22 protein-coding genes are annotated in these 22781 nt (G+C 45.4%); 8 read left to right on the plus strand and 14 right to left on the minus strand.

The annotated features are described in order from the left end of the window. Window positions 1–36: 36 nt before the first annotated feature. Entirely contained in the window at window positions 37–4605 is a 4569-nt protein-coding gene (gltB, locus tag V5G21_RS19680; RefSeq protein WP_081427712.1) for a glutamate synthase large subunit, read from the minus strand. A gap of 536 nt (window positions 4606–5141) precedes the next feature. Here gltB and V5G21_RS19685 point away from each other — a divergent pair. The 3 genes from V5G21_RS19685 (at window position 5142) to V5G21_RS19695 (ending at window position 8181) form a co-directional block, all read left to right on the plus strand. After that, window positions 5142–6149, plus strand: a complete 1008-nt coding sequence (locus V5G21_RS19685; RefSeq protein ID WP_095254749.1) for a toxic anion resistance protein — start codon at window positions 5142–5144, stop codon at window positions 6147–6149. A gap of 19 nt (window positions 6150–6168) precedes the next feature. Further along, the gene (locus V5G21_RS19690) at window positions 6169–7092 is read left to right on the plus strand and encodes a hypothetical protein (protein ID WP_235360836.1); all 924 of its coding nucleotides are present in this window, start codon (window positions 6169–6171) and stop codon (window positions 7090–7092) included. A gap of 84 nt (window positions 7093–7176) precedes the next feature. Beyond that, window positions 7177–8181 (plus strand): DUF2777 family protein, encoded by a 1005-nt coding sequence (locus V5G21_RS19695; RefSeq protein WP_063609850.1) that lies wholly within the window; start codon window positions 7177–7179, stop codon window positions 8179–8181. A gap of 78 nt (window positions 8182–8259) precedes the next feature. On the opposite strand, the gene V5G21_RS19700 is transcribed toward V5G21_RS19695, so the two are convergent. From V5G21_RS19700 to V5G21_RS19715, 4 genes are read right to left on the minus strand one after another with little or no spacing between them, the layout of a single operon-like run. After that, window positions 8260–9729, minus strand: a complete 1470-nt coding sequence (locus V5G21_RS19700; protein ID WP_063609849.1) for a PH domain-containing protein — start codon at window positions 9727–9729, stop codon at window positions 8260–8262. Then, entirely contained in the window at window positions 9722–10204 is a 483-nt protein-coding gene (locus tag V5G21_RS19705) for a PH domain-containing protein (RefSeq protein ID WP_011246883.1), read from the minus strand. Before V5G21_RS19705 ends, V5G21_RS19700 begins: the two co-directional genes overlap by 8 nt. A 46-nt stretch (window positions 10205–10250) precedes the next feature. Beyond that, a complete protein-coding gene (locus tag V5G21_RS19710; RefSeq protein WP_244835521.1) occupies window positions 10251–10469 on the minus strand; it encodes a hypothetical protein in 219 nt (72 codons plus the stop codon). A gap of 15 nt (window positions 10470–10484) precedes the next feature. Then, a complete protein-coding gene (locus V5G21_RS19715; protein ID WP_011246885.1) occupies window positions 10485–11603 on the minus strand; it encodes a conserved virulence factor C family protein in 1119 nt (372 codons plus the stop codon). 149 nt (window positions 11604–11752) lie between these two features. Here V5G21_RS19715 and V5G21_RS19720 point away from each other — a divergent pair, with 149 nt between their 5' ends. Then, complete coding sequence (locus V5G21_RS19720) at window positions 11753–12478, plus strand: metallophosphoesterase family protein (RefSeq protein ID WP_011246886.1); 726 nt, start codon at window positions 11753–11755, stop codon at window positions 12476–12478. A gap of 39 nt (window positions 12479–12517) precedes the next feature. On the opposite strand, the gene V5G21_RS19725 is transcribed toward V5G21_RS19720, so the two are convergent. The 6 genes from V5G21_RS19725 to ilvA are packed head-to-tail and all read right to left on the minus strand — an operon-like array spanning window position 12518 to window position 16481. Next, complete coding sequence (locus V5G21_RS19725) at window positions 12518–12928, minus strand: TlpA disulfide reductase family protein (protein ID WP_011246887.1); 411 nt, start codon at window positions 12926–12928, stop codon at window positions 12518–12520. A gap of 45 nt (window positions 12929–12973) precedes the next feature. Continuing rightward, on the minus strand, window positions 12974–13411 hold the full coding sequence (locus V5G21_RS19730; RefSeq protein ID WP_011246888.1) for a BrxA/BrxB family bacilliredoxin: 438 nt from the start codon (window positions 13409–13411) through the stop codon (window positions 12974–12976). Continuing rightward, window positions 13395–13721: a thioredoxin family protein gene (locus V5G21_RS19735; RefSeq protein ID WP_051881141.1), complete on the minus strand. Its 327-nt coding sequence runs from the start codon at window positions 13719–13721 to the stop codon at window positions 13395–13397. The genes V5G21_RS19730 and V5G21_RS19735 overlap by 17 nt, the downstream gene beginning before the upstream one ends. Next, complete coding sequence (rnz, locus tag V5G21_RS19740; RefSeq protein ID WP_063609848.1) at window positions 13714–14652, minus strand: ribonuclease Z; 939 nt, start codon at window positions 14650–14652, stop codon at window positions 13714–13716. The genes V5G21_RS19735 and rnz overlap by 8 nt, the downstream gene beginning before the upstream one ends. 1 nt (window position 14653) lies before the next feature. Beyond that, window positions 14654–15178 carry a type 1 glutamine amidotransferase domain-containing protein gene (locus tag V5G21_RS19745; RefSeq protein ID WP_011246891.1) on the minus strand — a complete coding sequence of 175 codons (525 nt, stop codon included), beginning with the start codon at window positions 15176–15178 and terminating at the stop codon, window positions 14654–14656. A gap of 58 nt (window positions 15179–15236) precedes the next feature. Then, on the minus strand, window positions 15237–16481 hold the full coding sequence (ilvA, locus tag V5G21_RS19750; protein WP_011246892.1) for a threonine ammonia-lyase IlvA: 1245 nt from the start codon (window positions 16479–16481) through the stop codon (window positions 15237–15239). A gap of 197 nt (window positions 16482–16678) precedes the next feature. On the opposite strand from ilvA, the gene V5G21_RS19755 reads away from it, so the two are divergent. Next, window positions 16679–16879 carry a hypothetical protein gene (locus V5G21_RS19755; RefSeq protein WP_035202566.1) on the plus strand — a complete coding sequence of 67 codons (201 nt, stop codon included), beginning with the start codon at window positions 16679–16681 and terminating at the stop codon, window positions 16877–16879. 80 nt (window positions 16880–16959) lie between these two features. Here V5G21_RS19755 and V5G21_RS19760 read toward each other — a convergent pair whose 3' ends face one another. Both V5G21_RS19760 and racA read right to left on the minus strand, forming a co-directional pair. Then, window positions 16960–17334, minus strand: a complete 375-nt coding sequence (locus V5G21_RS19760) for a YppE family protein (RefSeq protein ID WP_011246894.1) — start codon at window positions 17332–17334, stop codon at window positions 16960–16962. A 43-nt stretch (window positions 17335–17377) separates the two neighbouring features. Continuing rightward, on the minus strand, window positions 17378–17893 hold the full coding sequence (gene racA / locus V5G21_RS19765; protein WP_011246895.1) for a chromosome-anchoring protein RacA: 516 nt from the start codon (window positions 17891–17893) through the stop codon (window positions 17378–17380). 200 nt (window positions 17894–18093) lie between these two features. Between racA and V5G21_RS19770 the strand changes: the two genes are divergently transcribed. After that, a complete protein-coding gene (locus tag V5G21_RS19770; RefSeq protein WP_193760040.1) occupies window positions 18094–18207 on the plus strand; it encodes a spore protein in 114 nt (37 codons plus the stop codon). A gap of 62 nt (window positions 18208–18269) precedes the next feature. Here the strand turns inward: V5G21_RS19770 and V5G21_RS19775 are convergent, their stop codons facing one another. Continuing rightward, the gene (locus V5G21_RS19775; RefSeq protein WP_051881142.1) at window positions 18270–19172 is read right to left on the minus strand and encodes a DUF2515 family protein; all 903 of its coding nucleotides are present in this window, start codon (window positions 19170–19172) and stop codon (window positions 18270–18272) included. A gap of 163 nt (window positions 19173–19335) precedes the next feature. Here V5G21_RS19775 and recU point away from each other — a divergent pair, with 163 nt between their 5' ends. Together recU and V5G21_RS19785 are read left to right on the plus strand one after the other, a co-directional pair. Then, entirely contained in the window at window positions 19336–19959 is a 624-nt protein-coding gene (gene recU, locus V5G21_RS19780; RefSeq protein ID WP_011246897.1) for a Holliday junction resolvase RecU, read from the plus strand. A 3-nt stretch (window positions 19960–19962) separates the two neighbouring features. Then, window positions 19963–22770, plus strand: coding sequence for a penicillin-binding protein 1A (locus V5G21_RS19785; protein WP_011246898.1), 2808 nt, complete (start codon window positions 19963–19965; stop codon window positions 22768–22770). Window positions 22771–22781: the final 11 nt, after the last annotated feature.

Here is a 22781-nt window from a genome sequence, read left to right on the forward strand (position 1 = left end):
TTAAACCTGACGGGCTGGGCTAGGTTGCCCACCCCGTCAAACTTTTGATCGATCTCGCTTTGATTCGTCAAATGCAGCCATTGCAGCCTCTTCCTCAGTCATGCCTTGCTGTTTCAATCTCTCAATCGCGGTTATCATGTTTTTATAGTCTTTTGGAATAACTTTTACGAAGTTTGTTTTGACTTGCTCCCAGTTATTCAAAATCTCTTGCGCTTGTTCACTTCTTGTTTCGGCAACGTGCTCTGTTAAAAGAGCGTGCAATAGCCTCTCGTCCTCAGCTAGCACGTTTTCGATCAACACCATTCCTTGGTTGCATTTGTCTGTAAACGTCCCATTTGCATCATAGACAAACGCGAGACCGCCAGACATGCCAGCTGCAAAGTTTTTGCCGACTTCACCAAGAGTGACAACAATGCCGCCTGTCATATACTCAAGGCCGTGGTCACCCATTCCTTCGACAACGACTTGCGCTCCAGAATTACGAACGCAAAACCGCTCGCCGGCTTGACCGGCGATAAATGCCTTGCCAGACGTAGCGCCATAAAAAGACGTATTGCCGACAATCACGTTGTCTTTAGCAGCAAATGCCGCATTTTCGGCAGGAGAGACGGCAATCTTTCCACCTGATAAGCCTTTGCCAATATAGTCATTTGCATCACCTTCTAGCCGAAGGGTAATGCCTTGTGGAATAAATGCGCCAAAGCTTTGTCCGGCCGACCCTTTAAAGGAGAAAGAAATCGTATTTTCCGGCAAGCCTGTTGCGCCATATTTTTTGCTTACTTCACTACCGACAATCGTGCCGACTACCCGATCCGTGTTACGAATAGTCGTCGCGTACGTTATTTTTGTGCGATTGTCAAGTGCCGGTTTAGCTGCTTCTAGCAACTCCCTAGCATCGAGTGACTGTTCCAATTTATGATCTTGCGCTTTTGTTTTGATGCAAGCTTTTGTTCCACTTGATTCCGGTTTGAAGAGAAGGTTCGATAAATCAAGTTGTTTCGCCTTGTCATTGTTAATATGTTCGTTTACTTCTAGCAAGTCGGTTCTGCCTACCAACTCATCTACCGTGCGGACACCTAGCTCTGCCATCAGTTCACGCATATCTTCGGCAATGAATGTCATAAAGCGGACGATATAGTCTGCTTCTCCTGTATACTTTCGCCGTAATTCTGGATTTTGAGTCGCAATTCCGACTGGGCACGTGTCTAAATGGCATACACGCATTATCACACAACCGAGCACAACTAAAGGAGCAGTCGAAAACGCATATTCTTCGGCACCTAATAGCGCAGCAACGACTACGTCTTTGCCCGTCATGAGCTTTCCGTCTGTTTCCAGCGTCACCCGGTCACGCAAATTGTTCAGCAACAGTGTCTGGTGCGTTTCCGCCAACCCAATTTCCCACGGTAAACCAGTATGTTTAATACTTGTCCGCGCCGCTGCTCCTGTACCACCATCATAGCCGCTAATAATAATGCCATCAGCGCTTCCTTTGGCGACCCCTGCCGCAATCGTACCGACCCCTGTTCCAGCTACCAGTTTAACGCTCACTTTCGCAGACGGGTTGGCGTTTTTCAAATCGTGGATAAGCTCAGCTAAATCTTCGATTGAATAAATGTCATGATGAGGTGGCGGTGAAATCAAGCCAACCCCTGCCGTCGAGCCACGCACTTCTGCCACCCACGGATAGACTTTTTCGCCTGGAAGTTGCCCGCCTTCCCCAGGTTTTGCTCCTTGTGCGACTTTAATTTGGATTTCATCTGCATTTACAAGATAATGGCTCGTGACCCCAAATCGACCGGACGCTACTTGTTTAATAGCGCTGCGGCGCAAATCGCCATTTTCATCAGGCGTAAAGCGGCGTGGATCTTCCCCACCTTCGCCCGTATTGCTTTTTCCACCTAAGCGGTTCATAGCAATTGCAAGCGTTTCGTGTGCTTCTTTCGAAATCGAGCCGTATGACATCGCACCTGTGCGGAACCGCTTTACAATTGATTCTGCTGGTTCGACTTCGTCTAACGGAATGGCGTTGCCTTTTTTGAACCGGAAGAGACCACGCAACGTTGTCTGCTTTTCTGTTTGCTCATTGATCGCCTGCGTATATTGTTTGTAAAGCTCGTAATTGTTCGTGCGGCACGCATGCTGGAGCATATGAATCGTATGGGGGTTGTATTGATGCTCTTCCCCATTACGGCGCCATTGCAAATCATCTCCTGGTTCAAGCTCACCATCATCGCCTTCACGAGGTGAATAAGCACGTTCATGGCGGGCAAGAACTTCGTTCGCAATTGTCGAGAAGCCGATGCCCCCTATCCGAGATGCTGTCCACGTGAAGTGGCGGTCAATTAACTCTGGATCAATGCCAATCGCTTCAAAAATTTGTGCGCCTCTATAACTTTGAATCGTTGAAATCCCCATTTTAGACAGAACTTTCATGATTCCATTCGTTGTACCATTCACGTAACGCCTACAAGCTTCCACATAATGGAAGTCTGTTAAGAGCTGCTTTTGAATCCAGTCGTCAATTGTGTCGAACACGAAGTACGGGTTGATTGCTTCCGCGCCGTATCCGATCAACAATGCATGATGGTGGACTTCACGTGGCTCCGCTGACTCTACTAGCAAGCTAACTTCTGTGCGGGTGCCGCTGCGGATCAAATGATGATGCAAGCTGGACACAGCCAGAAGCGCTGGAATTGGTGCTTTTTCTGCTGAAATATTACGGTCACTTAAAATGAGCAATGTCGCGCCATTTGAAATGGCTTGATCGGCGTTGGCAAACAATGTGTCAAGGGCCGCTTCAAGGCCTTGGCCGCCTTTTTGCGCTTCAAAAACCATGTCAAGCGTTTCGGCTTTAAAGCCGTCCATTTTGTTTGAGCGGAGTTTTGCTAATTCTTCATTATTAAGAATCGGCGAAGGCAAATAAATATGCCGACAACTTAGCGGCTCCGGCTCAAGGAGGTTCCGCTCTGCGCCAATTGTCGTCCCGACAGCCGTTACCGCTTTTTCACGGATTGCATCAATAGGCGGATTTGTGACTTGGGCAAATTGCTGCTTAAAATAGTTATAGAGAAGCTGCGGCTTTTTCGATAGGACTGCAAGTGGCGAATCATAGCCCATCGAACCAACTGGGTCATTTTCATCTTTAATAAGCGGCATCAGCATTTTTGTTAATTCTTCGTACGTGTAGCCATAGACAAGTTGGCGTTCATGGATGCGCTCAAATTCCGTATCAAACACATCCGCTGTTTCCAGCACGTCATCAAGATGAATTAAATGGTCTTTGACCCACTTTCCGTAAGGTTTTTCTTCGACAATCGCTTGTTTCGCTTCCACATCAGGAATGATGCGCCCTTCTTTTAGATCAACAAGCAACAGCTGACCAGGATGGAGCCGGTCTTTTTTTACAATCGATTCTGGCGGGAAATCAAGGACACCAACTTCAGAGCTCATGACAATATAATCATCTTTTGTCACATAATAGCGCGATGGGCGCAAGCCATTGCGGTCAAGGGTGGCACCGATTTTTTCTCCGTCCGTAAACACGATCGCTGTTGGTCCGTCCCATGGTTCCATAAGCGTGCTATGGTATTCGTAAAATGCCCGTTTCTTTTCGTCCATCTGTTTATTATTTTGCCAAGGTTCAGGGACCATCATCATCGCGCAATGAGCGAGAGAACGCCCAGATAGCGCCAAAAATTCCAACGTGTTGTCAAACATAGAGGAATCACTGCCATTTTTGTCAATAACGGGATGAATCTTTTCAAGGTCGCTTCCAAATGCGGCACCGGCAAATTTCGCTTCCCTTGCGTGCATCCAATTGACGTTTCCTTTAATCGTATTAATTTCGCCATTATGGATCATATACCGATTTGGATGGGCACGTTCCCAGCTCGGAAATGTGTTCGTACTAAAACGAGAATGGACAAGCGCCAGCGCCGACTCGAATGCTTCATCGAGCAAATCCAAATAAAACATACTTACTTGGGCTGTTGTCAACATTCCTTTATACACAATCGTGCGGCTAGAGAAGCTGGCGAAATAAAATGACTCTTCTGGCAAAATCGTCGGTTCAATTTCGTGTTCCGCCACTTTCCGCGCTACATAAAGCTTACGCTCAAACGCCAATTGATCAAGAGGCTTCGCGCTCTTTACGAATACTTGCTCAATGACAGGCATGGAGTCATGCGCTGCCTTTCCAAGCATAGACGGATCTGTTGGCACATTCCGCCAGCCTAAAAGCACTAACGATTCTTTTGCAAACACAGCTTCCACTTTTTGTTTGCACGCTTTTCGTGCTGCCTCTGCTCGAGGCAGAAATAACATCCCAACTGCATATGTTCCTGCTGTCGGAATTTCAAAAGGGAGCACTTTTCTAAAAAAGCGGTCTGGCAGCTGGACTAATATGCCAGCACCATCGCCTGTATTGATTTCATCTCCTTGTCCGCCCCGATGTTCAAGGTTTTCAAGCATCAACAAAGCGTCCTCTACAAGTTTGTGAGATTTCCTTCCTTTCATTTGCGCAAGAAAACCTATTCCGCAGTTATCATGCTCAAACTCCGGATCGTATAACCCCTGCTTTTGTGGAAAACCTACATTACGCATAGACACCACCCTTTCCTCCATTTCAATTGTTCTTCTCTCTCTAAAGGCCGGACTGCATTTTCGGCGGAAACGATCGCTTTGCTTCTAAATTCATAGTTATGCAACCATCCTGTTTTACACAGGCATTGACGTCTTGTTTTTATGTTCATTTTTTGACAAAACGAGGGAATACAGCAATATCAACAGCGAATCTTCCTATCTCCAAAAAGCAAAAACGAATATAAAAACAATACTATGAATAAAAATCCAACAATATGTGCGAAAACCAATGCCCGCCTCGTCATACATTCGTTTATAGACGAACATTCCGATACGGCCTAAAAAAATATTCCGTGTTAGAAGTTTAGCGATAATTTTGGCATCCGTCAAGATTGAACCTCATTTTTGCTTATAATTTTGTCGTTTAGCCTGCAAATAAATTGCCACTCAAGGAAATTTCGTTCATAATAGAAAGGAGAAAACTGAAACATATTTCATTTATCCAACGTATATAAACTAGAACCGATAAATCCGATCACTTGTTGGAGGTTAGGCGAATGACCGAACAGAACAATGCACAAGACAATGAAATAGACGTGTATAAAAACGAAACCGATATCCACACTCTTTTGCAAAAGCTAGACTCATTAGGAGAAACAGAGCAAAAACAAGCAGGCGAATCACTCGAGGCGCTTAAGCGCCCTGTCAAACAAATGATGAATGACGAAGCCAATACGCTTCCAAAGCAATTGCATGAATTGCGTGAAGTCGTTGGCCAGCTTGAACCGGACTACTTGCATGATTCTTCGTTCAAAAAATTTTTAAACAAACTTTTAAAGAAAGACCCAATCGAGCAATACGCCAAAAAGTACCAAACAGTCGAAGCACAAGTTGACCATATTATTGAGGGGCTTCTAACCGGAAAAGATAAACTGCAAGAAGACAATGTCATGCTTCAAGAGTTAAAAGTTGTTGCTAAAGAGCGGATTGAAAATTTGAACAATCAAATTGCGGTTGGGACAGAACTCCACGAGATGTTGGAGCAAGAAATGACTTCAGAACGCTGGGCCGATAATGCGAACGAGCTGAAAAAGGGACAATTAAAAGTGACGACGCGCATTAAAAATATGCAGCAAGCTGTCATGGTTCTTCAGCAATCCCTCGCCTCCGTCGACTTGATCATGGAAAACAATGAGAAGTTGGAAGAAGCGATTTTCAACGCGATCACGATGACGAAAAACATTATTACGGTAACGGCTTCGATTCAGCTAGCGCTCACCAACCAGAAAAAAGTGATTACTGCGGTGCAAAACGTAAACCAAGCGACTGAATCGATGCTTCTTTCGAACGCAGAATTGTTGAAACAAAATACAGAGGAAACATTAAAAACTCTTGAAGAACCGGCAATTGCACTTGATGCGTTCCGCAAAGCATACGATAATGTATTTAAAGCAATTGAGTTGACGGAGCAATCCAATGAACGGATTGTCACGAGCGGAAAACAATTCATTAAAGAAATGGATCAGCTCAATTCCGAAATGCAAACGAAATTGTTAAATCGATAGCAGCAGGAGGTTGACTCCGTTGAAGTTTTTTTCAACATCTCGCTTGGTTGAGTTTTTTACGCCAGCGCATAAGCGTCCTGTTGATGACCATATTATCCAAGATGACACAACTATTAATTTCATCAACGATACGGAACGCTTACTAAAACGCATGGCAGACAATGCCACAGGTAAAAATGAACGCAAAAACGTCCGCAGGCGGCAAAAAGATTGGGATATTCGCATTAAAATTACCTATAATCAGATTCGGCTAGTAATTGCAGACACAAAACAATCGAGTTCGCCTATCCACAAACGGCTCCGCATCGTCTGTTTCCGTAAATACGTCAAGGCTTCTGATGGGGTTGGGAAAATAAAAGAAGCAACAATCCATTATTTGAAAGACGGGCGCATGCACGTACGTTCTCTCCTCAATGTCCCTGCTTTTCAAGGAATTTTCCACGGCATTCACCGTCTTGATTTAGCGTACGTAGGAACGAAATTGACAGATGACGTCTCGCTTGATCGCTTAAATGGCCAGGAAAAACAGTTGAAACGGGAACAAGCCAATGATATTAAAGTGCTTGCCCAAGAAGCGAGACGTTACGTTCAGGCAATGGACACATTATCAATCGATCCACTGCTCGACAACCGCTTAAAACGAATCCTTGCCCATGTCGAAAAACTAGAAGACGACTTTCAACTGTTTGGTTTTGAACAAAAACACACCGTTAGGAGATTGCTCCGTGACGACCTTCCTAACTTAATGGGCGCTTATTTCGCTTTATCGAAAAAGAACCAACTTGAACAGCGTGATAATGTGTTTGTTTCGTTATCGCAAATGGAACTTACTTTAATCCACTTGCAAGATGAACTTGAGCGAACAAAAATAGAGCGCATGGAACATGTGATGCGATTGCAGGAACTCCGCTATGGAGGACAAAGCGACCAACGAAGCGAATAAAGGCCGCGCTTGCAGAAGCGTGGTTTTTTTCGCTATAATGAAATCCAGCACAGTATTTAAAACAAGCTAAAAGGTGAGGATTGTATGGACCGGAAGGAAGCCCAACAGTTGGTTGGCCAGTTGCTTATCGTCGATCTCGGGGTCGACGGCGTTTATTTAGGCGAACTCGTCAACGTTGTTACAGAACCGAAAAAGCCTTGGCGTGGGGAAGTCCGGATATTCTCTGTTTTGTCGTTGCCTGATTCCATCTTTCGGAATGATACGATTGCCTTGCACGAAGTTCCATACGACGAAGGCGATATTGACCTTTTCAGAAGCCAACAGCTTAAAAGAAGGCCACAGCAAATTCAAATTGAGCCTTACTTGGATTCCGTTTTAACTGATTTGAAGCGCCGCTACATCCGCTTGAAAAATGATGTTTCCGCCCCTTCAGCTGAACTAGAGGCGTTAGAAGTATATATCAAAACGTTGACCAGCCAGAAACGGCGGACAGAACGGACGAAAGGCCATAACGCTGGAAATGACGAAGCACCCTTTTATAATGAATACACATTCCATTTTCGCGATAACCACTATGTGCTTGTTGACAGCAAAGGGGAAAGCCTTTATTTGACTCCTTCCCATTTTGAATATGTCTGGCACCAACAAGGCAAACTCGTTTCAGGCCGCTATGAAGGCGATGGCGTGTTTGTTCGTGACAATGGCGTCCGCTATATCCCTGAAGAAAATTCCGTTATGTTAATTGACCAAAAGCAATTTGACCCTTATTACATTTTGCGCAAGGAACTTGACCCTGTCGCCTTGCAAGGGTTCGAATACAATTTACAGCTTCACGATGTTTCACACCGCGATTTGATTCATTGCTATAATTCCTTATTGGAACAACTGTTGAATCGAGAAAATGAAACCTCATTCCAAGGGGTCAACTTCCTTACATTCCAAACAGATGAACATTTTGTCCTTGTGCAGCATCATTTCAAACGAAATTTGACATTTGAAAGCGGACAGCCTGTGTACGACCGCTTTGAGTTCACAACCGATAAAGGCAAACGAACCATCTCCCTATACACAAACGCATTTCGGTTTTAAAAAAGCCAAGAACCTTTGTCAGGTTCTTGGCTTTAAACTGTGGCTCGTTACGTTGTTCCCCTCTTACGTATACCTCTATTAGTCTGATTGATGAGAATACCACTGAAACAACGCATCAGCGTTTTCATCGCTTACGTTCGGCACGTAAAAGGACTTGCCAGCCAAACTCGACTGGACAAACATTTCAAAATGGGCCAGCTTGCTCCGCCTCTGCAAGAAGGAGACTCGTTTCGTTACTGACTGGACTTTTTGTTTCGGCGAGATGACGAGCGTTTGTCCAATTGTCCGAGAGCGCAGCCAAATAAACGTGTCATTGCTGCCCGCTCCAGCATCTCGGTATTGGAGCCAAGCAAACAACGCCGCAATCGCTACTACTACCGTTCCTCCGATCAGTCCAATCGCACCGAAAAAATAACTTGCTACACAAGTGGCTACAACCGGAACGATGAGCATTCGCAAAAAGAAGCGGATCGCTGCTCTTTTAGGAGCTGTTTTGATTGGGCGTTCAAACACATATTCAGGCAGTGTCTGCTCCAAAAAAGCAGGCAAGTCACGTTCGTGAATTAACGGCACAAGCATAGTGGAGCCTTGCTCTTTGTTCGTGCCTCCGCCTGCTGACTCGACATACACAGAAACAAAGCCAAACGGTTGGCGAATGATGCTTTTAATAATCCGAACGGCCGTAATACGACGGTAAGCTAACGTAAGTTGCCGCTTTTCAATGAGCCCTCGCTCAATCACCATTTCCTTTTCATATGTGCTCACTTTGAAATTTCCATATGTTAAAATCGTTAGCACGCTTGAAATGATCCATGATAGGAGCAGCACAGCGACAACAAGAATGAGAAGCAGAAAAAGGCCTAAACTAAAGATATAATCAAATGTATTTTCGTATATATCATCTGGGATAAATGATAGAAACTGGCCAACTTGCGACAATAGCGCTGCCACTGCAGAAAGGACGAGGCCGATTCCACTTGACGTTAAGGCCGCATAAATGAGCCGCCTTGTGCCCAAATGCCAAACTGCTAACGGCTTGGTTTCTGTTTCGGCTTCCGTTTCGATGTCATTTTGTGCTTCGTTAAGTTCTCCGTCGTTTTGACTGCTATCGGCTTCTTTTACTTCCTTTAACAGTTCAGCCCGAATGCGGACTGCCTCTGCCCTCGTTACCGCCACAAACTCAGCTTCTGCCTCCATGCCTCCGCCGGCGGTATCGATGCTTACTTTCACAAGTCCAAATACGCGTTGCCACAAACCTGCGGAAATATGAATTGCTTGCACGCGTTTTTTTTGGATATAGCGTTTTTTCTTGATGAAAACGCCCCGTTCAACGTATAGCTCTCCTGCTTCAAGGCGGTAGCGGAATTTGAACCAACTTAGCCAACTGAAAACGGCAGAAATGACGATAAGCGCACACAAGGCGATGAAAAAATAAAACAGCATTTGCTGCAACAACGCAACAATGGCAAAAGGAACCGCGATTTGCCAAACCCCTTTTGCGGACTGGATCAAAATTGCAGCAATATGTTGGCGCTTTAACTCATTCATCTTCATGCACCGCAGCCAGTTTAGAAATTTGATCGCGCAACGAGTCCGCATCGATTAAAAATAAAGTTGGAATCCGATGTGTGGTCGCCGCAGTCGTTATCGAAACTGTAGCCATTTTGTAACGCCTGAGAATCGGTCCTTGCTCCGTGTCGACATGTTGGACACGCACCATTGGCACGAGCGTCCGTCTCACTACTAATACGCCTTGTTGGATGTCAATTTCATCGTCAAAAATCTCGTAGCGGAAACGACGCCACTGCACGAGCGGCCAAATTCCGATGCGCACGATGCCATAGATTACAACAGCTCCTGCTAACCACCATGTTAGCCAGTCGTAAAAGGACAAAAATATGTATCTTTGTGCAAAATAGTAGCCGATCGGAACCAAAGCTAGCAGCAGTGTATCGATTGCATGTTGCAGGCGCCATACGTTGATCGCCTTTCTCGGCAGTCGCAATTGCGGTTGCCCTCTCATGCTTGTGATACCTCCTTTTTGACCAACTGGCCGGCTGGCAAGTTGGTCACTCTTCATCATCTGTTACATAAATGAGGTTGACACCTTGTTGTTCAAACCAGTTTAACAGCCGCTTGTTCTCCTCTAAATCGACAAGCAGTCCGATCGATTCAACCAACTCGATTTCTTCAAGCTCGCCGTTTTTTGCATCTTCAATGAGCTCAAGGATATCTTCTTTTCCTTCTGATTCAAGTTTCTCCACTAAATCATCAATGGCCGTTCCCACTTCCATCCTCCTTTCTTACCCTTTACGCGCCTCTGTCATTTGTTTCCAAACAGAACCTTTTGCTTCTTCGCCGCCTTGAATCCGCGCTAACGCCATTTTCACTTGCAGCGCCACTTCAAATTCAGGGTCGTCTTCTGCTTCTTTCAAAGCAGGGATCGCTTCTTCCGTGCCTACTTCATACAAAAACATTGCTGCCCGCCAACGGACGATTTTGCTTTCATCTTTTAAAGACTCGATCATGGCTGGAATCGCTTTTTCTGAGCCGATGTCTGACATGCAATCGCCGGCTGTACGGCGCACAGTGACAGAAGGGTCTTTCAACGCTTTTTCAAGCAATGGCAAAACCGATTCTGTCTCGATCATCCCTAAATACATCGTAGCCAAACGACGAATCGACGCTTTTTCATCAGTGAGCGCTTTTTCCAACACCGGCAAGTCTTTCTCTTTTGGATCCATTTGTTCAAGCGCAGCGTAACGGTCACGCCAATCTTCTGCTTGCAGCATTTCCAATGTTACTTCTTTGAAGCGGGCGGCAAAGCTTTCGGCTGCCGCTTTTTCTCCTTTAGCAAGCTTGATTAAGCTGTCGAGCCTTGCTTCTGGGTAAGCAGCGCTTATTTCAGCTGCTACTTCTTTTGCAATCGTTGCTAGCTCGCCATAACGAGGCGCTTGTTCTTCCCATTTCCGCTCTAGCACCACATTGTCGTTTGGTAGCTGTGCTTGCGCTACAGCTTGGGCAAAGCGGTCAGGAAGCCCTTCTCGCACTTCTTCTTCACCATCTGATACCTTTACTTGCATGGGAATGCCTTTAAACATTTGGATCTGCACGTGAACTTCGCCATAGCCATCATGTAGGGTGTTGCCTTTAGCTTGCTCGTCTGGTTCTTCGCCAAATTGTTTACGAATTTGCGGCAAAATCGCTTTCCAATCCGCTTTTGGATAGCGATCCACTGCTAAAAAGTCACCAACATGGTAAACTTGCTTGATCCCTTCTATGTCAAAAAGCTGTTGAATAAACGTTGGCGCCTCTGCTTTGTTTTTTTCTTGGTACGTGGTGCTTGTACCGGCAGCTGCTTCACTTAAGTTGATTTTCATTGTGTTCGGGCTTGGTGTCGGTTCAATTGAGCGAATATACATCCATGTTTCCTCCTTTATCACCATTTCCTCTTTTTCCATACTACCACAGCCTAAAAAGCGATTGCTAGCGCGACGATTATGCTTGAAATGTTCTAGTACACATTTTTGCACCACATCTGTTACAATATGATAAAAGGAGGCTTAAAATTATGCGATTTGCTTTTTTATCGGATATTCATGGAAATGCTACAGCGCTTGAAGCTGTCTTGAATGACTTGCAAACGAAGCAAATTGATCAGACGTACATATTAGGAGACCTTTGCTTTCGTGGCCCAGAACCAAAACGGGTGCTGGAACTTGTACAAGCTTCTGGCGCACGTGTCATCAAAGGAAATGCAGATGAGTGGCTCGTGCGGGGCTTTAAAGATGGCGAAGTGCCCGTTGAGCGCCTTGAAATGTTTAACAAAGAAAGAGATTGGACACTGGGTCGCCTAAGCCAAGAAGACTTGGACTATTTAAAAAACCTTCCGACAGAACTTGTCATTGACGATGGGCAAGATTTGGTCATCCACGCTTTCCATGCAAGCCCCTCTGGCTTATTTACAGCCATTGATGGGGATGAAACAGAAAAAATCGAAAATGAGCTCATGGTGCGCGATGAAGCAGACATTTATATTTACGGCCATACCCACCATCCTTATGTCCGCTCGCTCCATGGCAAAAATGTCATTAACACTGGTAGTGTTGGCATGCCATTCGATGGTCATCCTCTTGCTTCTTATATTATTTTGGACATAGAGGACGGCAGCCACTCCGTCCAATTAAATCGCGTCCCTTATAACCGTGAACATGTGGTTGAAATTTACAAGCAAAGCGGCTATCCGAATATTGAAGCAATGAGCGCAGTTATTTATTACGCGGTGCGGCCTAATTAAAAAAAGCAAGCCATTTCGGCTTGCTTTTTTTAATAGGAGCTAATCGATTAGCAGGGCTAGCTCTGCGAGAATGTCAGGTAACTTCGCCTGTTCTCCAAACTGGGCTGTTTGTTCATGGCGATTGTTGAGCAGGACCGTCGTCGGCACGCCTTTACAGTTGAAATGGTCGTACAAAGCGGTGCCGCGGTCTTGCAAAACTAAAAAGTCCCATCCTCTTTTTTGTAAGTAAGCTTGTAAATCGACATTGCCTTCGCGGCCCGTTACATTGACTGTGACAAATTGCAGCTTGTTTTGATCGGCATGGGCAGCTAGTGGCATTTTCGCCGCTAAATCCCGTTCAGAATCGGGGCACCAACTCGTCCAAAATGTCAGCATCACCGCACGCCCTGCCGCTTCTTTGCTTAATTGCCATGTTTGGTTAGTTGAAAGTTGCGGCAATGAAAAATCCATCGCCTTCCCCCCTTAGGAAAACGCTCTTACCGTTTGTCGACAACATTATTTTTGGCAATGTTCGTTGTATGCGAGTGCTAAATTGCGGACAATCGCCTCTGGTTCTGCTCCTTCAATGTCTTCACGGGGAATAAAATGGACAACTTCTGTTCCCTTTAATAACGCCATTGATGGCGAAGATGGCGGATAGTCAGGAAATTTACTGCGCATAGCTGCTGTTGCCTCTTTGTCTTGGCCAGCAAAGACTGTTACCAAATGGTCAGGCGTATGGTCATGCTGCAAAGAGTAAATCGCAGCAGGTCGTGCTAGTCCAGCAGCGCAACCGCAAACGGAGTTGATAAAAACAAGCGTCGTTCCTTCAGCGTCAGCGATATAGTCTTCCACTGCTTCGGCGGTAGTCAATTCCTTAAATCCTGCATCAGTCAGTTCTTGGCGCATCGGCAAAACAACTTGGCGCATATATTCTTCATAAGCCATTGACATCGTTTTCTACCTCCTTCATGTTCGATAGGATTTCCATGACAGAGAAAAGTCGGTACATTTTCGCTTGCAAGCGACCCTTTTTATAATAAAGCAACGCAGGCACACTTTCAATTTGTGCGCTCCTCGCCCACTCTGGCGCAAGTTGGATGTTGACTTGCCAAAACGAAAACGTTTCTTTGCTTTCCTCGATGATCGACAGCATCTGCTCGGCCTTTTTACAAGCACCACAAAAAGGTGAATGGACATAGACCCATCCCTCTTTGCCTGCGTCAAGGGCTGCGCGGAGCTCGGAATAAGAAATATTAATCACGTTTTTTCCGGCCTGCCTTTTCGAGTTCAAACACGAACAGATCTTCCGCAATAATGACATTAGGAAGGAGCGCTGCCGCTTCGTCGCGGTATTCGTTTTCATTTCGGACATACCTAGAGGAAACATGGGTTAAAATGAGCTGGCCAACGGCTGCGCGCTTAGCCAACGCACATGCATCGGCAATTGTCGAGTGCCCATATAGATGGGCATCGTCTTTTTTGTTCGATGCAAATGTCGCTTCATGGACAAGAACATCGGCACCAGAGGCAAACGCCTCCATCGCCTTTACAGGCGCCGTGTCTCCAGCAATGACGACTGTCCGTCCACGAATCGATTCATCTAAAAACGCGCTTCCATTAACGATGCGGCCGTCAGCGAGTTTGACTGTTTCCCCTTTTTTTAGTTGCGCATAAAGGGGGCCAGGGGGAACGCCCATTGCTTTTAACGCTTCTGCATCGAGTGTTCCAGGCTTATCTTGTTCTTTTATTCTAAAGGCGTAACTTTCCACAGGATGATCAAGCGCCAATGCATCAACGCTCAATTTTTCTTCGTCACGGATACGGCCTTCTGCAAGCACGTGGAAGCGAATCGGGAAACGCAATTTTGTTTTGGTCGTTTCCAATGCTTGTATAACGAAGGCCTCTAGCCCTTTTGGCCCATAAATGTCTAACGGTGTTTCCGCCCCTTGAAAAGAGCGGGAACTTAACAATCCTGGCAACCCTAAAATATGGTCGCCATGCAAATGGGTAATAAAGATCGCTTCAACAGCCGCCAAAGACAACGGAGAATGGAGAAACTGATGCTGTGTCGCTTCGCCACAATCAAACAACCACACCGTCCCGTTGCGCTCTAAAAACCGAATCGCCAAGGCACTGACATTGCGTTTTTTTGCAGGCACACCGGCACCTGTTCCTAAAAAGTGCAGTTCCATTTTATCGGCCTGCAAGTGCGTCGGCAAATGCTTTGCCATATGGAGCCAGATCTGGAGGGCGGCGGCTTGAAATCACATGCCCGTCAACAACAACTGGCTCATCATGCCAAATGGCGCCAGCGTTTTCCATATCATCGCGAATGCCTGGCGTGCTCGTCACTCGCTTGCCATTCAGAATACCTGCTGAAATAAGCACCCAACCGGCGTGGCAAATCTGCCCTATCGGCTTTTTCTGCTTGTCCATTTCCTTAATGAAGGAAAGAAACTCTGGATAACGGCGGAGCTTGTCTGGCGCCCATCCGCCAGGAACTAAAACACCATCAAATTCGTCCGTTGATGCTTCGTTAAAGGCAATTGTACTCGTTGCTGGTACACCGTATTTGCCTATATACGTTTTGTTCGCTTCAGCCCCTGCAAAAACAACATCCGCCCCTTCTTCTTGCAACCGGATGACCGGATACCAAAGTTCCAAATCCTCAAATTCTGCATCAACTGCAGCTAAAACGCGCTTTCCTTTTAAACGCACGGGCCATTCCTCCTCTGAATTCATTTCTAATTCGTGCTCCTGAGTGTAACCGGCGAACTCAAATCAGCAAAGAAAACAAATTTTCATCCTTGTTGACTTCATTATAGGCAAATCCAATCTTTTCCATTCTTTCAATTAACCCATCATAATCTTTGCTGCATTTCAGTTCAATCCCAATTAATACTGGACCGTTCGATTTATTGTTTTTCTTTGTATATTCAAAGCGAGTAATGTCGTCTTCCGGGCCGAGCACATCGGTAATAAACTCACGTAGCGCCCCAGCTCGCTGTGGAAATTCAACGATAAAGTAATGCTGCAATCCTTCATAAATGAGCGAACGTTCCCGGATTTCCTCCATGCGCCCGATGTCGTTGTTGCCGCCACTAACAATACAGACAACGACTTTTCCCTTAATTTGTTCCGTGTACAAATCAAGAGCAGCAATAGGCATAGCCCCTGCCGGTTCAGCGACTAGCGCATTCTCATTGTAAAGGTTTAAAATCGTTGTGCAAATTTTTCCTTCTGGAACAACAATAATGTCATCTAGCAGCTCTTTGCAAATTTCAAATGTTTTGTCGCCGACTTTCTTCACAGCTGCCCCATCGACAAATTTATCGATTTCGTCTAACTCAACAACGTTGCCTTGCTTAATTGATTCTGTCATCGATGCAGCACCGGCTGGTTCACAGCCAATCATTTTCGTAGACGGGCTAACGCTTTTTATATACGTTGCCATCCCACTAATAAGCCCACCACCGCCGATTGATGAAAACACAAAGTCTGGCGTTTCCTCAATGTCATTCATAATTTCAAGCCCGACTGTTCCTTGCCCGGCAATCACTTTGTCTTGGTTAAATGGGTGGATGAACGTCATTTCCTGTTCTTCGCAGTATTGAATGGCGTCCGCATAAGAATCATCAAACGTATCGCCAATTAATCTAACGTCCACATAGTCCCTGCCAAAAAATTTCACTTGTGCGACTTTTTGCTTTGGCGTGGTAGTCGGCATGAAAATAACACCTTTGACTTTTAAAGCGCGGCATGAGTAGGCAACCCCTTGTGCATGGTTTCCAGCGCTTGCGCATACAACCCCAGCGGCAAGTTCTTCTTTTGAAAGAGAAGAAATTTGGTAATAGGCGCCGCGAATTTTAAAAGATCTGACAACTTGCATGTCTTCTCGTTTTAAATAAACTGTGCAATCATATCGTTCAGACAAAACCTGGTCTTTTTGCAAAGGTGTATGCGTCACGACATCTTTAATTTGTTGATTTGCTCGAATAATATCCTGTAAATGCGTGGTCATTACAAACGTCCTTTCGTCGTGCACATTCCCTCGGGTATGTGTATAGATACAATGGTATTTATTCTAACATACGTCCACCAATTCTGAAACCCTTAGCTAAGGAGTTCTTGCACAAGCTCAAACGATCTTTTATAATAGGAGTGAGAACGTTTGCAGATGAGATACATATCCGTTTTTATTGGAAAAGGAGAGGTCTGATGTTAAAGAAAGGACTCTTTGCTGCCGCTCTTATAGTAGCCATTGTTGTGCTTGCTTATGAGCCTGCTGTGCTTGCCGCTGCGGCGGAATCAACTGAACAAGTTGAAGAGAATGACGGTTTTTTACGCGTTATCCTCAATATCTTGTCTGTCGCTACACTTGCCTTTCTCGCTTTTTTAACTATCACTGATAAAGGCTAAATGGGAAAAGAAGCAAGCTCACACAAATGTGTGGGCTTGCTTCCATTTGTCGGGCCTGGGGTCATTCGAACCAAACGCGTTTATTGTTCAGACGCAACTCGTTCCATTTCAGCCAACAAACCGCTTAGCACATAACGAACCGATTTAAACGTTTCACGTTGGCGCTTCATCCCAGATGAAGGATAAAACGACTTAATCGCCACTACATCTAAGTTCTCAACCGTTTGTTCAAGCTGACTGACATGCAAATCTCGAGGATTGGTTTTCACTAAGAATGCTTTGGCGATTGGTAGCCATTCTGCTGCTAAGGGCTGAACTTTATCGGCAAACGGCTTGACCTGATGATGAAAATCGACTTCATAGGTCGAATCCTGCTTCACTACTTCAATATAGTATCGTTCGGCTTCCTCTGTTAAAGCAAGGAGCTCCTCTGTTAATGACTTTAAAGTATCCACTGGCTACACCTCCCACAGCAAAAAGTGTAGCATATCTTTTCGTTTAAAAGGCAAACAAGTTCATAAACGATCTCCACGGTCCGCGCTTTATCTTCTTCGGCGTATGTTCATTGACTACTTGCTTTTCCTGGTGATGATGGCTCATCATCCGCTTTTCAATGAACAACAGTCTGTCTTCAAGAGTTCCGACTAGTTTCATCATTTCATCGAGCTCGCTTCGATGCTTGAGCAATTGGTAACTGACCACGTCATCGGCTTTTGTCGCTAGCTTTTCTTCGAGGGCGTCCACTTGCACCAACATCTTTTCAAGCTTTGCTTCATATTGCTTTGTAGGAACACTTGGCTCCCCTTGGCCTTGGCGTTCATTCAAGTTGATGTCCTTCATGCGCTTCCCTTCGTCAAGCTCACGCTTTATTTTTTTAAATAGTTGCAGATGTTTTTCGGTATAAAGAAAGTGCCCTTGTTCCGTTACGTCGCAATCAATTTTAAAATATTTGGTCCATCTTTGAATCGTGGTCGGATTTACGCCAATCGCCTCTGACATTTCTTTCGTTTTCATACAATGACCTCCTTTAACTCCATTTGTTTAAAAACTGATTCGCCCAACATTTTGTTTCTCCTACGCTGTTGACAAAACTAGAACGGATTCAACAAAGAAAGTCGTTCTCTTCTAGGATTAGCAGCGGTCATTCACCCCTTTTCGACAACACATAAACGAATCGGTTTTTATCCATACTGAAAGAAAGGAGGTTTTCCGTAATGAAAAAAGATCATCGCCAAGGAAAAACAAACGCTAAGACCCAAACCAACAGTGAAAAAACACGCTATACAGGCGATAAAAAATTAGGCGGTCCAAACCGGCCAGCTGAATGACTAGCACAATCAAAAACGTCGATGACTAAAAAAATGAACTGCACCGGAAAAGGGTGCAGTTTTTATTTTGCTCGCCAGCGGGCAACTTGGGCTAGCAATGCCAATTCCCATTTTGCCCATTTTCGCTGTTTCTCTGCCAATACAGGCTGAACACGAATTGGTTTAAAGAACGATTCCACTTCCTCTAGGTCGTGGCTATCGGCCCACTCGGTGCGAGGTGCTGCTTTGTGACGAAAACGCGGATAAACAAGCCGTAGCGGCAACGCTTTCTCTAATCGGTCATACTCTTTCCGCGACCCGGTTGGCTCTTGTTTGTTTGTAAATTGGAAGATGGTTGACTCGGTCTCTGCATCGTAAAGTACAGCGGCAATTCGCTTGCCAAGGGCAATACGCGCTGTTGGATCGGCAAAATTCGTCACCCGCTCAGCATATCCTGAGCTCGTTGGCGTTGGCAAAATAACATGGCTAAAATGAGCTAGCTCGTTTAACGTATAAAAAACAGAATGGAAAAAAGATTCCAATGCTGGCTCATCTAAAAAACGCCTCTGCAACATGAGCTGTTCGTTAATAATCAAGGCAGTCATTAACCTGATTTCATCACGTTCTTCCCAAAAACGACGCCATTCTGCGATCATAAAACGAGACACAAAGAATTGTTCCAACTCTTGAAAACGAGGGTTCTTCGTTCGTTTCCATTTTGCATATAATTGCAATTGAGGAAAGGCATCTGCAAAAATCAGCCAGTTGGCACGCTCATAAACAGAGACAATCGCTTGCCTCGTCTCTTTAGGCATGATCGCAGCAAGTGGGCCACCGGCAAGGTCAGTCATATTCCAGCCTGCATTCCGGGACACGATTCCAGCAAGCCGTGCCCAGCGAATTTCAGGATGACGCCTGCCGAATGCCTCGTATGCTTTCGTCCTGGCAATATTATCGACATTGTTAAAACGAATGATCCCTTTCATCCCATGCTTTCCCTCATTTTTTCGTTAATTTTTCAACAGATCGCGTGTTCTGTTCCGCTACTCGGACGACAAATATGCTAAAATGAAAGAATGACTATGCTTTGTTACCTTTCCGCATATAGACAAAAAACATACAAAAGCCATTTGGAAAGGATGTGGGCAAATGCCAATTCGTTACCCGAATGGACAGCCCTACTCACGCAGCCCTAAACAAGGGCAAGCAAAAAAGCCACTACCAGCCGATACATATAGCGGTCGCGGCATGACACTCGAGCAGGACATTGACGAGGCAAATTTATATTATTTGAGCCAACAACGGGCAGTCGTCCATAAAAAACCGACACCGGTACAAATTGTCAAAGTTGATTACCCAAAACGAAGTGCAGCTGTCATCCGTGAGGCTTATTTTAAGCAAGCTTCAACGACAGATTATAATGGCGTTTACCGAGGCGCCTATATCGATTTCGAAGCAAAAGAAACAAAAAACAAAACGTCGTTCCCGCTGAAAAACATTCATCCCCACCAAGTTGATCACATGCGGGAAGTCAGCAAACACGGCGGCATTTGTTTTGTGCTCATTCGCTTTTTTCAATCGGCAGAAGTTTTTTTACTTGATGCCAAACATTTAATTGATTATTATGACAATCAGGACGTACGGAAGTCGATTAAAAAAACAGAGATTGAACGACTTGGACACCAAGTAAAAACGGGCCTGCATCCGCCCATTGATTATTTGCGGACGCTTGACGCCGTTTACTTTAATGGGGATGCAAAGGAGAGGACGTAAGACATGTCAGATGAGTATAAATCAAGGCAGGAGCGCAAAAAAGCCCAAAATCGCAGCAAAAATGGCACAACGCCAAAAAATGGTGGGAAGAAACGAAGCGTATGGAAAAAAATCTTTACCACGATGGCGATTTTAATTGGCTTAGCAATTATTGGCGGCGGGATTACCGTTGCCTCTATTGTAGCTGGGGCACCTGATATTGACGAAGAGCGCTTGACGCTGCCACAATCATTGCAGATTTTTGATATGAATGATGAGCAAGTTTATACGCTAGCCTCTGGGGAAAAGCGGATAAATGCCAATATTGACGAAATGCCTGACCATTTAAAAAATGCCTTTATTGCTGTAGAAGACCACCGCTTCTATGACCATTTTGGAGTCGATTTGAGGCGCCTCGGCGGGGCCGTTGTGGCCAATTTCCGCGAAGGGTTTGGCGCTGAAGGCGCATCAACGATTACCCAGCAACTAGTTAAAAATTTATTTTTGTCTAATGAAAAAGCATTAACGAGAAAAATCCAAGAACAGTATTTGGCCATTCAGCTGGAGCGCCGTTATACGAAAGATGAAATCTTGGAAATGTACTTAAACCAAATCAACCTTGGGCCATCGGCTGGTTACGGCGTACAATTAGCAGCAGAAAAATATTTCAACAAAGAAGACTTAAACGATTTGACCGTTGCCGATGCAGCCGTGCTTGCAGCCATTCCACAGCGGCCAAGCTACTTTGATCCACACCGAAATCCGGAGAACAATGAAAAGCGGCGCAATGTCGTCATTGATCGGATGGAACGGGAAGGCTTTATCACAGCTGAAGAAGCTGAAGAAGCACGCAATACACCGATTGAAGAGCAACTGGATTATGTAGAAAGCGAAAACAGCGACTATTTAACGTTTTACGATGAAGTGTTAACCGAACTGGAAGAAATGAGCGACTTGTCGACAAATGACATTTACAATTCAGGCTTAAAAGTCTACACAACACTTGATATGGATGCGCAAGAACATGTCGACCATGTCATGAAATCGGGAGAATATGCCGATCTCGTCTTCCCAGAAAGCGAAGATTTCCGTGCTGGCGTCACGCTGCTTGAAACGCAAACAGGTGCGATTCGCGCAATGGGAAATGGCATTGACGAAAACGATCCCCGTGTCGAAAACTATGCGACTATCCGTAGACAGCAAGGGTCGGCGATGAAACCGCTGCTCTCTTACGCACCTGGTATTAACGATCAACAATGGTCAACAGCTAAAATCTTTGTTGATGAAGAGTACACTTATCAATCTGATGCCAGCAAAGAGATTCGCAACTATGACCGGACGTATAAAGGGCCGATGACGATGCGGCAAGCATTGGCAGAATCACGAAATGTCCCTGCTGTAAAAGCCATCAATGAAGAAGGCGTCGACAATGCCTTTGCCTTCCTTGATAAAATGTTTGTCGTAAATGAAAATGACCGTTATGAATCAGCGGCACTCGGTGGTGCTGAAGTTTCTACAAAAGAAATGGCCGGCGCGTATGCCGCTTTTGGAAACAACGGCGAATACCATGAACCATATACAATTCGCAAAATCGTGTTTCCAGACGGCCGGGAACTCAATACAGAGCCTGAACCAACGCAAGTGATGGAAGACTATACTGGCTACATGATTACTGATATGTTAAAAACGGTCGTCACTGCCGGAACAGGCAAAGAAGCCCAAATTCCTGGCGTGCCAATCGCCGGAAAAACAGGAACAACGAACTATGTACCTGAAACGATGCAGAAGTACAACATCCCTTCTGGGGGATTCCCGGCTTCTTCCTTTACAGGCTATAGCACCAACTATACTGCCTCTGTGTGGATTGGATTTTCGCAAAATGGAGAAGGCAACTACTTGACGAGCGCCCATAGCAAAACGGCGCAAAGAATGTTTAAACACATTATGACGGAAGTCCATCAAGGCATCGATACGCCTGATTTTGTGAAGCCCGATTCGGTTGTAGAGATGCGTGTCGAACGCAGCACCGGCAAGCTGCCTAGTGCAGGGACGCCAAGCAGTGAAATTGTCACAGAGCTATTTGTCAAAGGCACTGGTCCTACAGAAGTATCGCAGGAATTTGCTAGTATTTCTGACCCAACCAACGTCAGCTACTCGTATGACGAAGAATCGAACAGTGTGACATTCTCTTGGTCTTATCCTGCCGATGAAGTTGATGACGTCAAGTTCTCCACTTCTGTCAGCAGCGGTTCCCTTAATGTAGATGAAGGCAGCATGGAAGCTGTCTTAACGGGAGTCACACCAGGTGAATCTTATACCTTTACAGTCCGAGCCCAGGCAACGGACGGAACAGGTCTACGAAGTGCGGCTGTTTCAGTAACAGCAACAATTCCAGGTGGGACCGAAGAAGAGGAAGAGGAAGAAGAACCAGAAGAAGAGGAAGAGCCAGAAGAAGAGGAAGAAGAGCCAAACGATGGCGAGGAAACACCGCCTGATGAAGATGAAGGCAACGATGATGAAAACAACAATGGCGAGAACGATGGTTCAGACTCTGATTCAGACACAGGTTCAGATACAGACCCTGCGGATGGCGGCAATGACAACGATGATGGCAACGGAGACGGAACAGACAATGGCGGTAATGACGGTTCTAACCCTGGTTCCGATAATGGAAACAATGATAATGGGAACAGCGGGGGGAACGGCAATGACAATACGAATGGCGGCGGGAACGGCAACAATAATAACGGAAACGAAACGCCGCCTAATGAGCCAGACAATTCATCCGATGGAAGTTCATCGACTCAAAGCGACAGCAGTTCTGAGGAATAACAAAAGGCGCA

Source organism: Shouchella rhizosphaerae, assembly GCF_036700015.1.
Classification (GTDB): Bacteria; Bacillota; Bacilli; order Bacillales; family Bacillaceae_D; genus Shouchella; species Shouchella rhizosphaerae.

Bases quoted from the DNA above. Each gene is read 5' to 3' on its own strand.
- rnz (WP_063609848.1), bottom strand. From the start codon at position 14,652: ATGGAACTGCACTTTTTAGGAACAGGTGCCGGTGTGCCTGCAAAAAAA.
- V5G21_RS19685 (WP_095254749.1), top strand. From the start codon at position 5,142: ATGACCGAACAGAACAATGCACAAGACAATGAAATAGACGTGTATAAA.
- ilvA (WP_011246892.1), bottom strand. From the start codon at position 16,481: ATGACCACGCATTTACAGGATATTATTCGAGCAAATCAACAAATTAAA.
- V5G21_RS19720 (WP_011246886.1), top strand. From the start codon at position 11,753: ATGCGATTTGCTTTTTTATCGGATATTCATGGAAATGCTACAGCGCTT.
- V5G21_RS19785 (WP_011246898.1), top strand. From the start codon at position 19,963: ATGTCAGATGAGTATAAATCAAGGCAGGAGCGCAAAAAAGCCCAAAAT.
- V5G21_RS19755 (WP_035202566.1), top strand. From the start codon at position 16,679: ATGTTAAAGAAAGGACTCTTTGCTGCCGCTCTTATAGTAGCCATTGTT.
- V5G21_RS19730 (WP_011246888.1), bottom strand. From the start codon at position 13,411: ATGTCAATGGCTTATGAAGAATATATGCGCCAAGTTGTTTTGCCGATG.
- V5G21_RS19700 (WP_063609849.1), bottom strand. From the start codon at position 9,729: ATGAATGAGTTAAAGCGCCAACATATTGCTGCAATTTTGATCCAGTCC.
- V5G21_RS19770 (WP_193760040.1), top strand. From the start codon at position 18,094: ATGAAAAAAGATCATCGCCAAGGAAAAACAAACGCTAAGACCCAAACC.
- V5G21_RS19775 (WP_051881142.1), bottom strand. From the start codon at position 19,172: ATGAAAGGGATCATTCGTTTTAACAATGTCGATAATATTGCCAGGACG.
- V5G21_RS19695 (WP_063609850.1), top strand. From the start codon at position 7,177: ATGGACCGGAAGGAAGCCCAACAGTTGGTTGGCCAGTTGCTTATCGTC.
- V5G21_RS19715 (WP_011246885.1), bottom strand. From the start codon at position 11,603: ATGTATATTCGCTCAATTGAACCGACACCAAGCCCGAACACAATGAAA.
- V5G21_RS19705 (WP_011246883.1), bottom strand. From the start codon at position 10,204: ATGAGAGGGCAACCGCAATTGCGACTGCCGAGAAAGGCGATCAACGTA.
- recU (WP_011246897.1), top strand. From the start codon at position 19,336: ATGCCAATTCGTTACCCGAATGGACAGCCCTACTCACGCAGCCCTAAA.
- gltB (WP_081427712.1), bottom strand. From the start codon at position 4,605: ATGCGTAATGTAGGTTTTCCACAAAAGCAGGGGTTATACGATCCGGAG.
- V5G21_RS19725 (WP_011246887.1), bottom strand. From the start codon at position 12,928: ATGGATTTTTCATTGCCGCAACTTTCAACTAACCAAACATGGCAATTA.
- racA (WP_011246895.1), bottom strand. From the start codon at position 17,893: ATGAAAACGAAAGAAATGTCAGAGGCGATTGGCGTAAATCCGACCACG.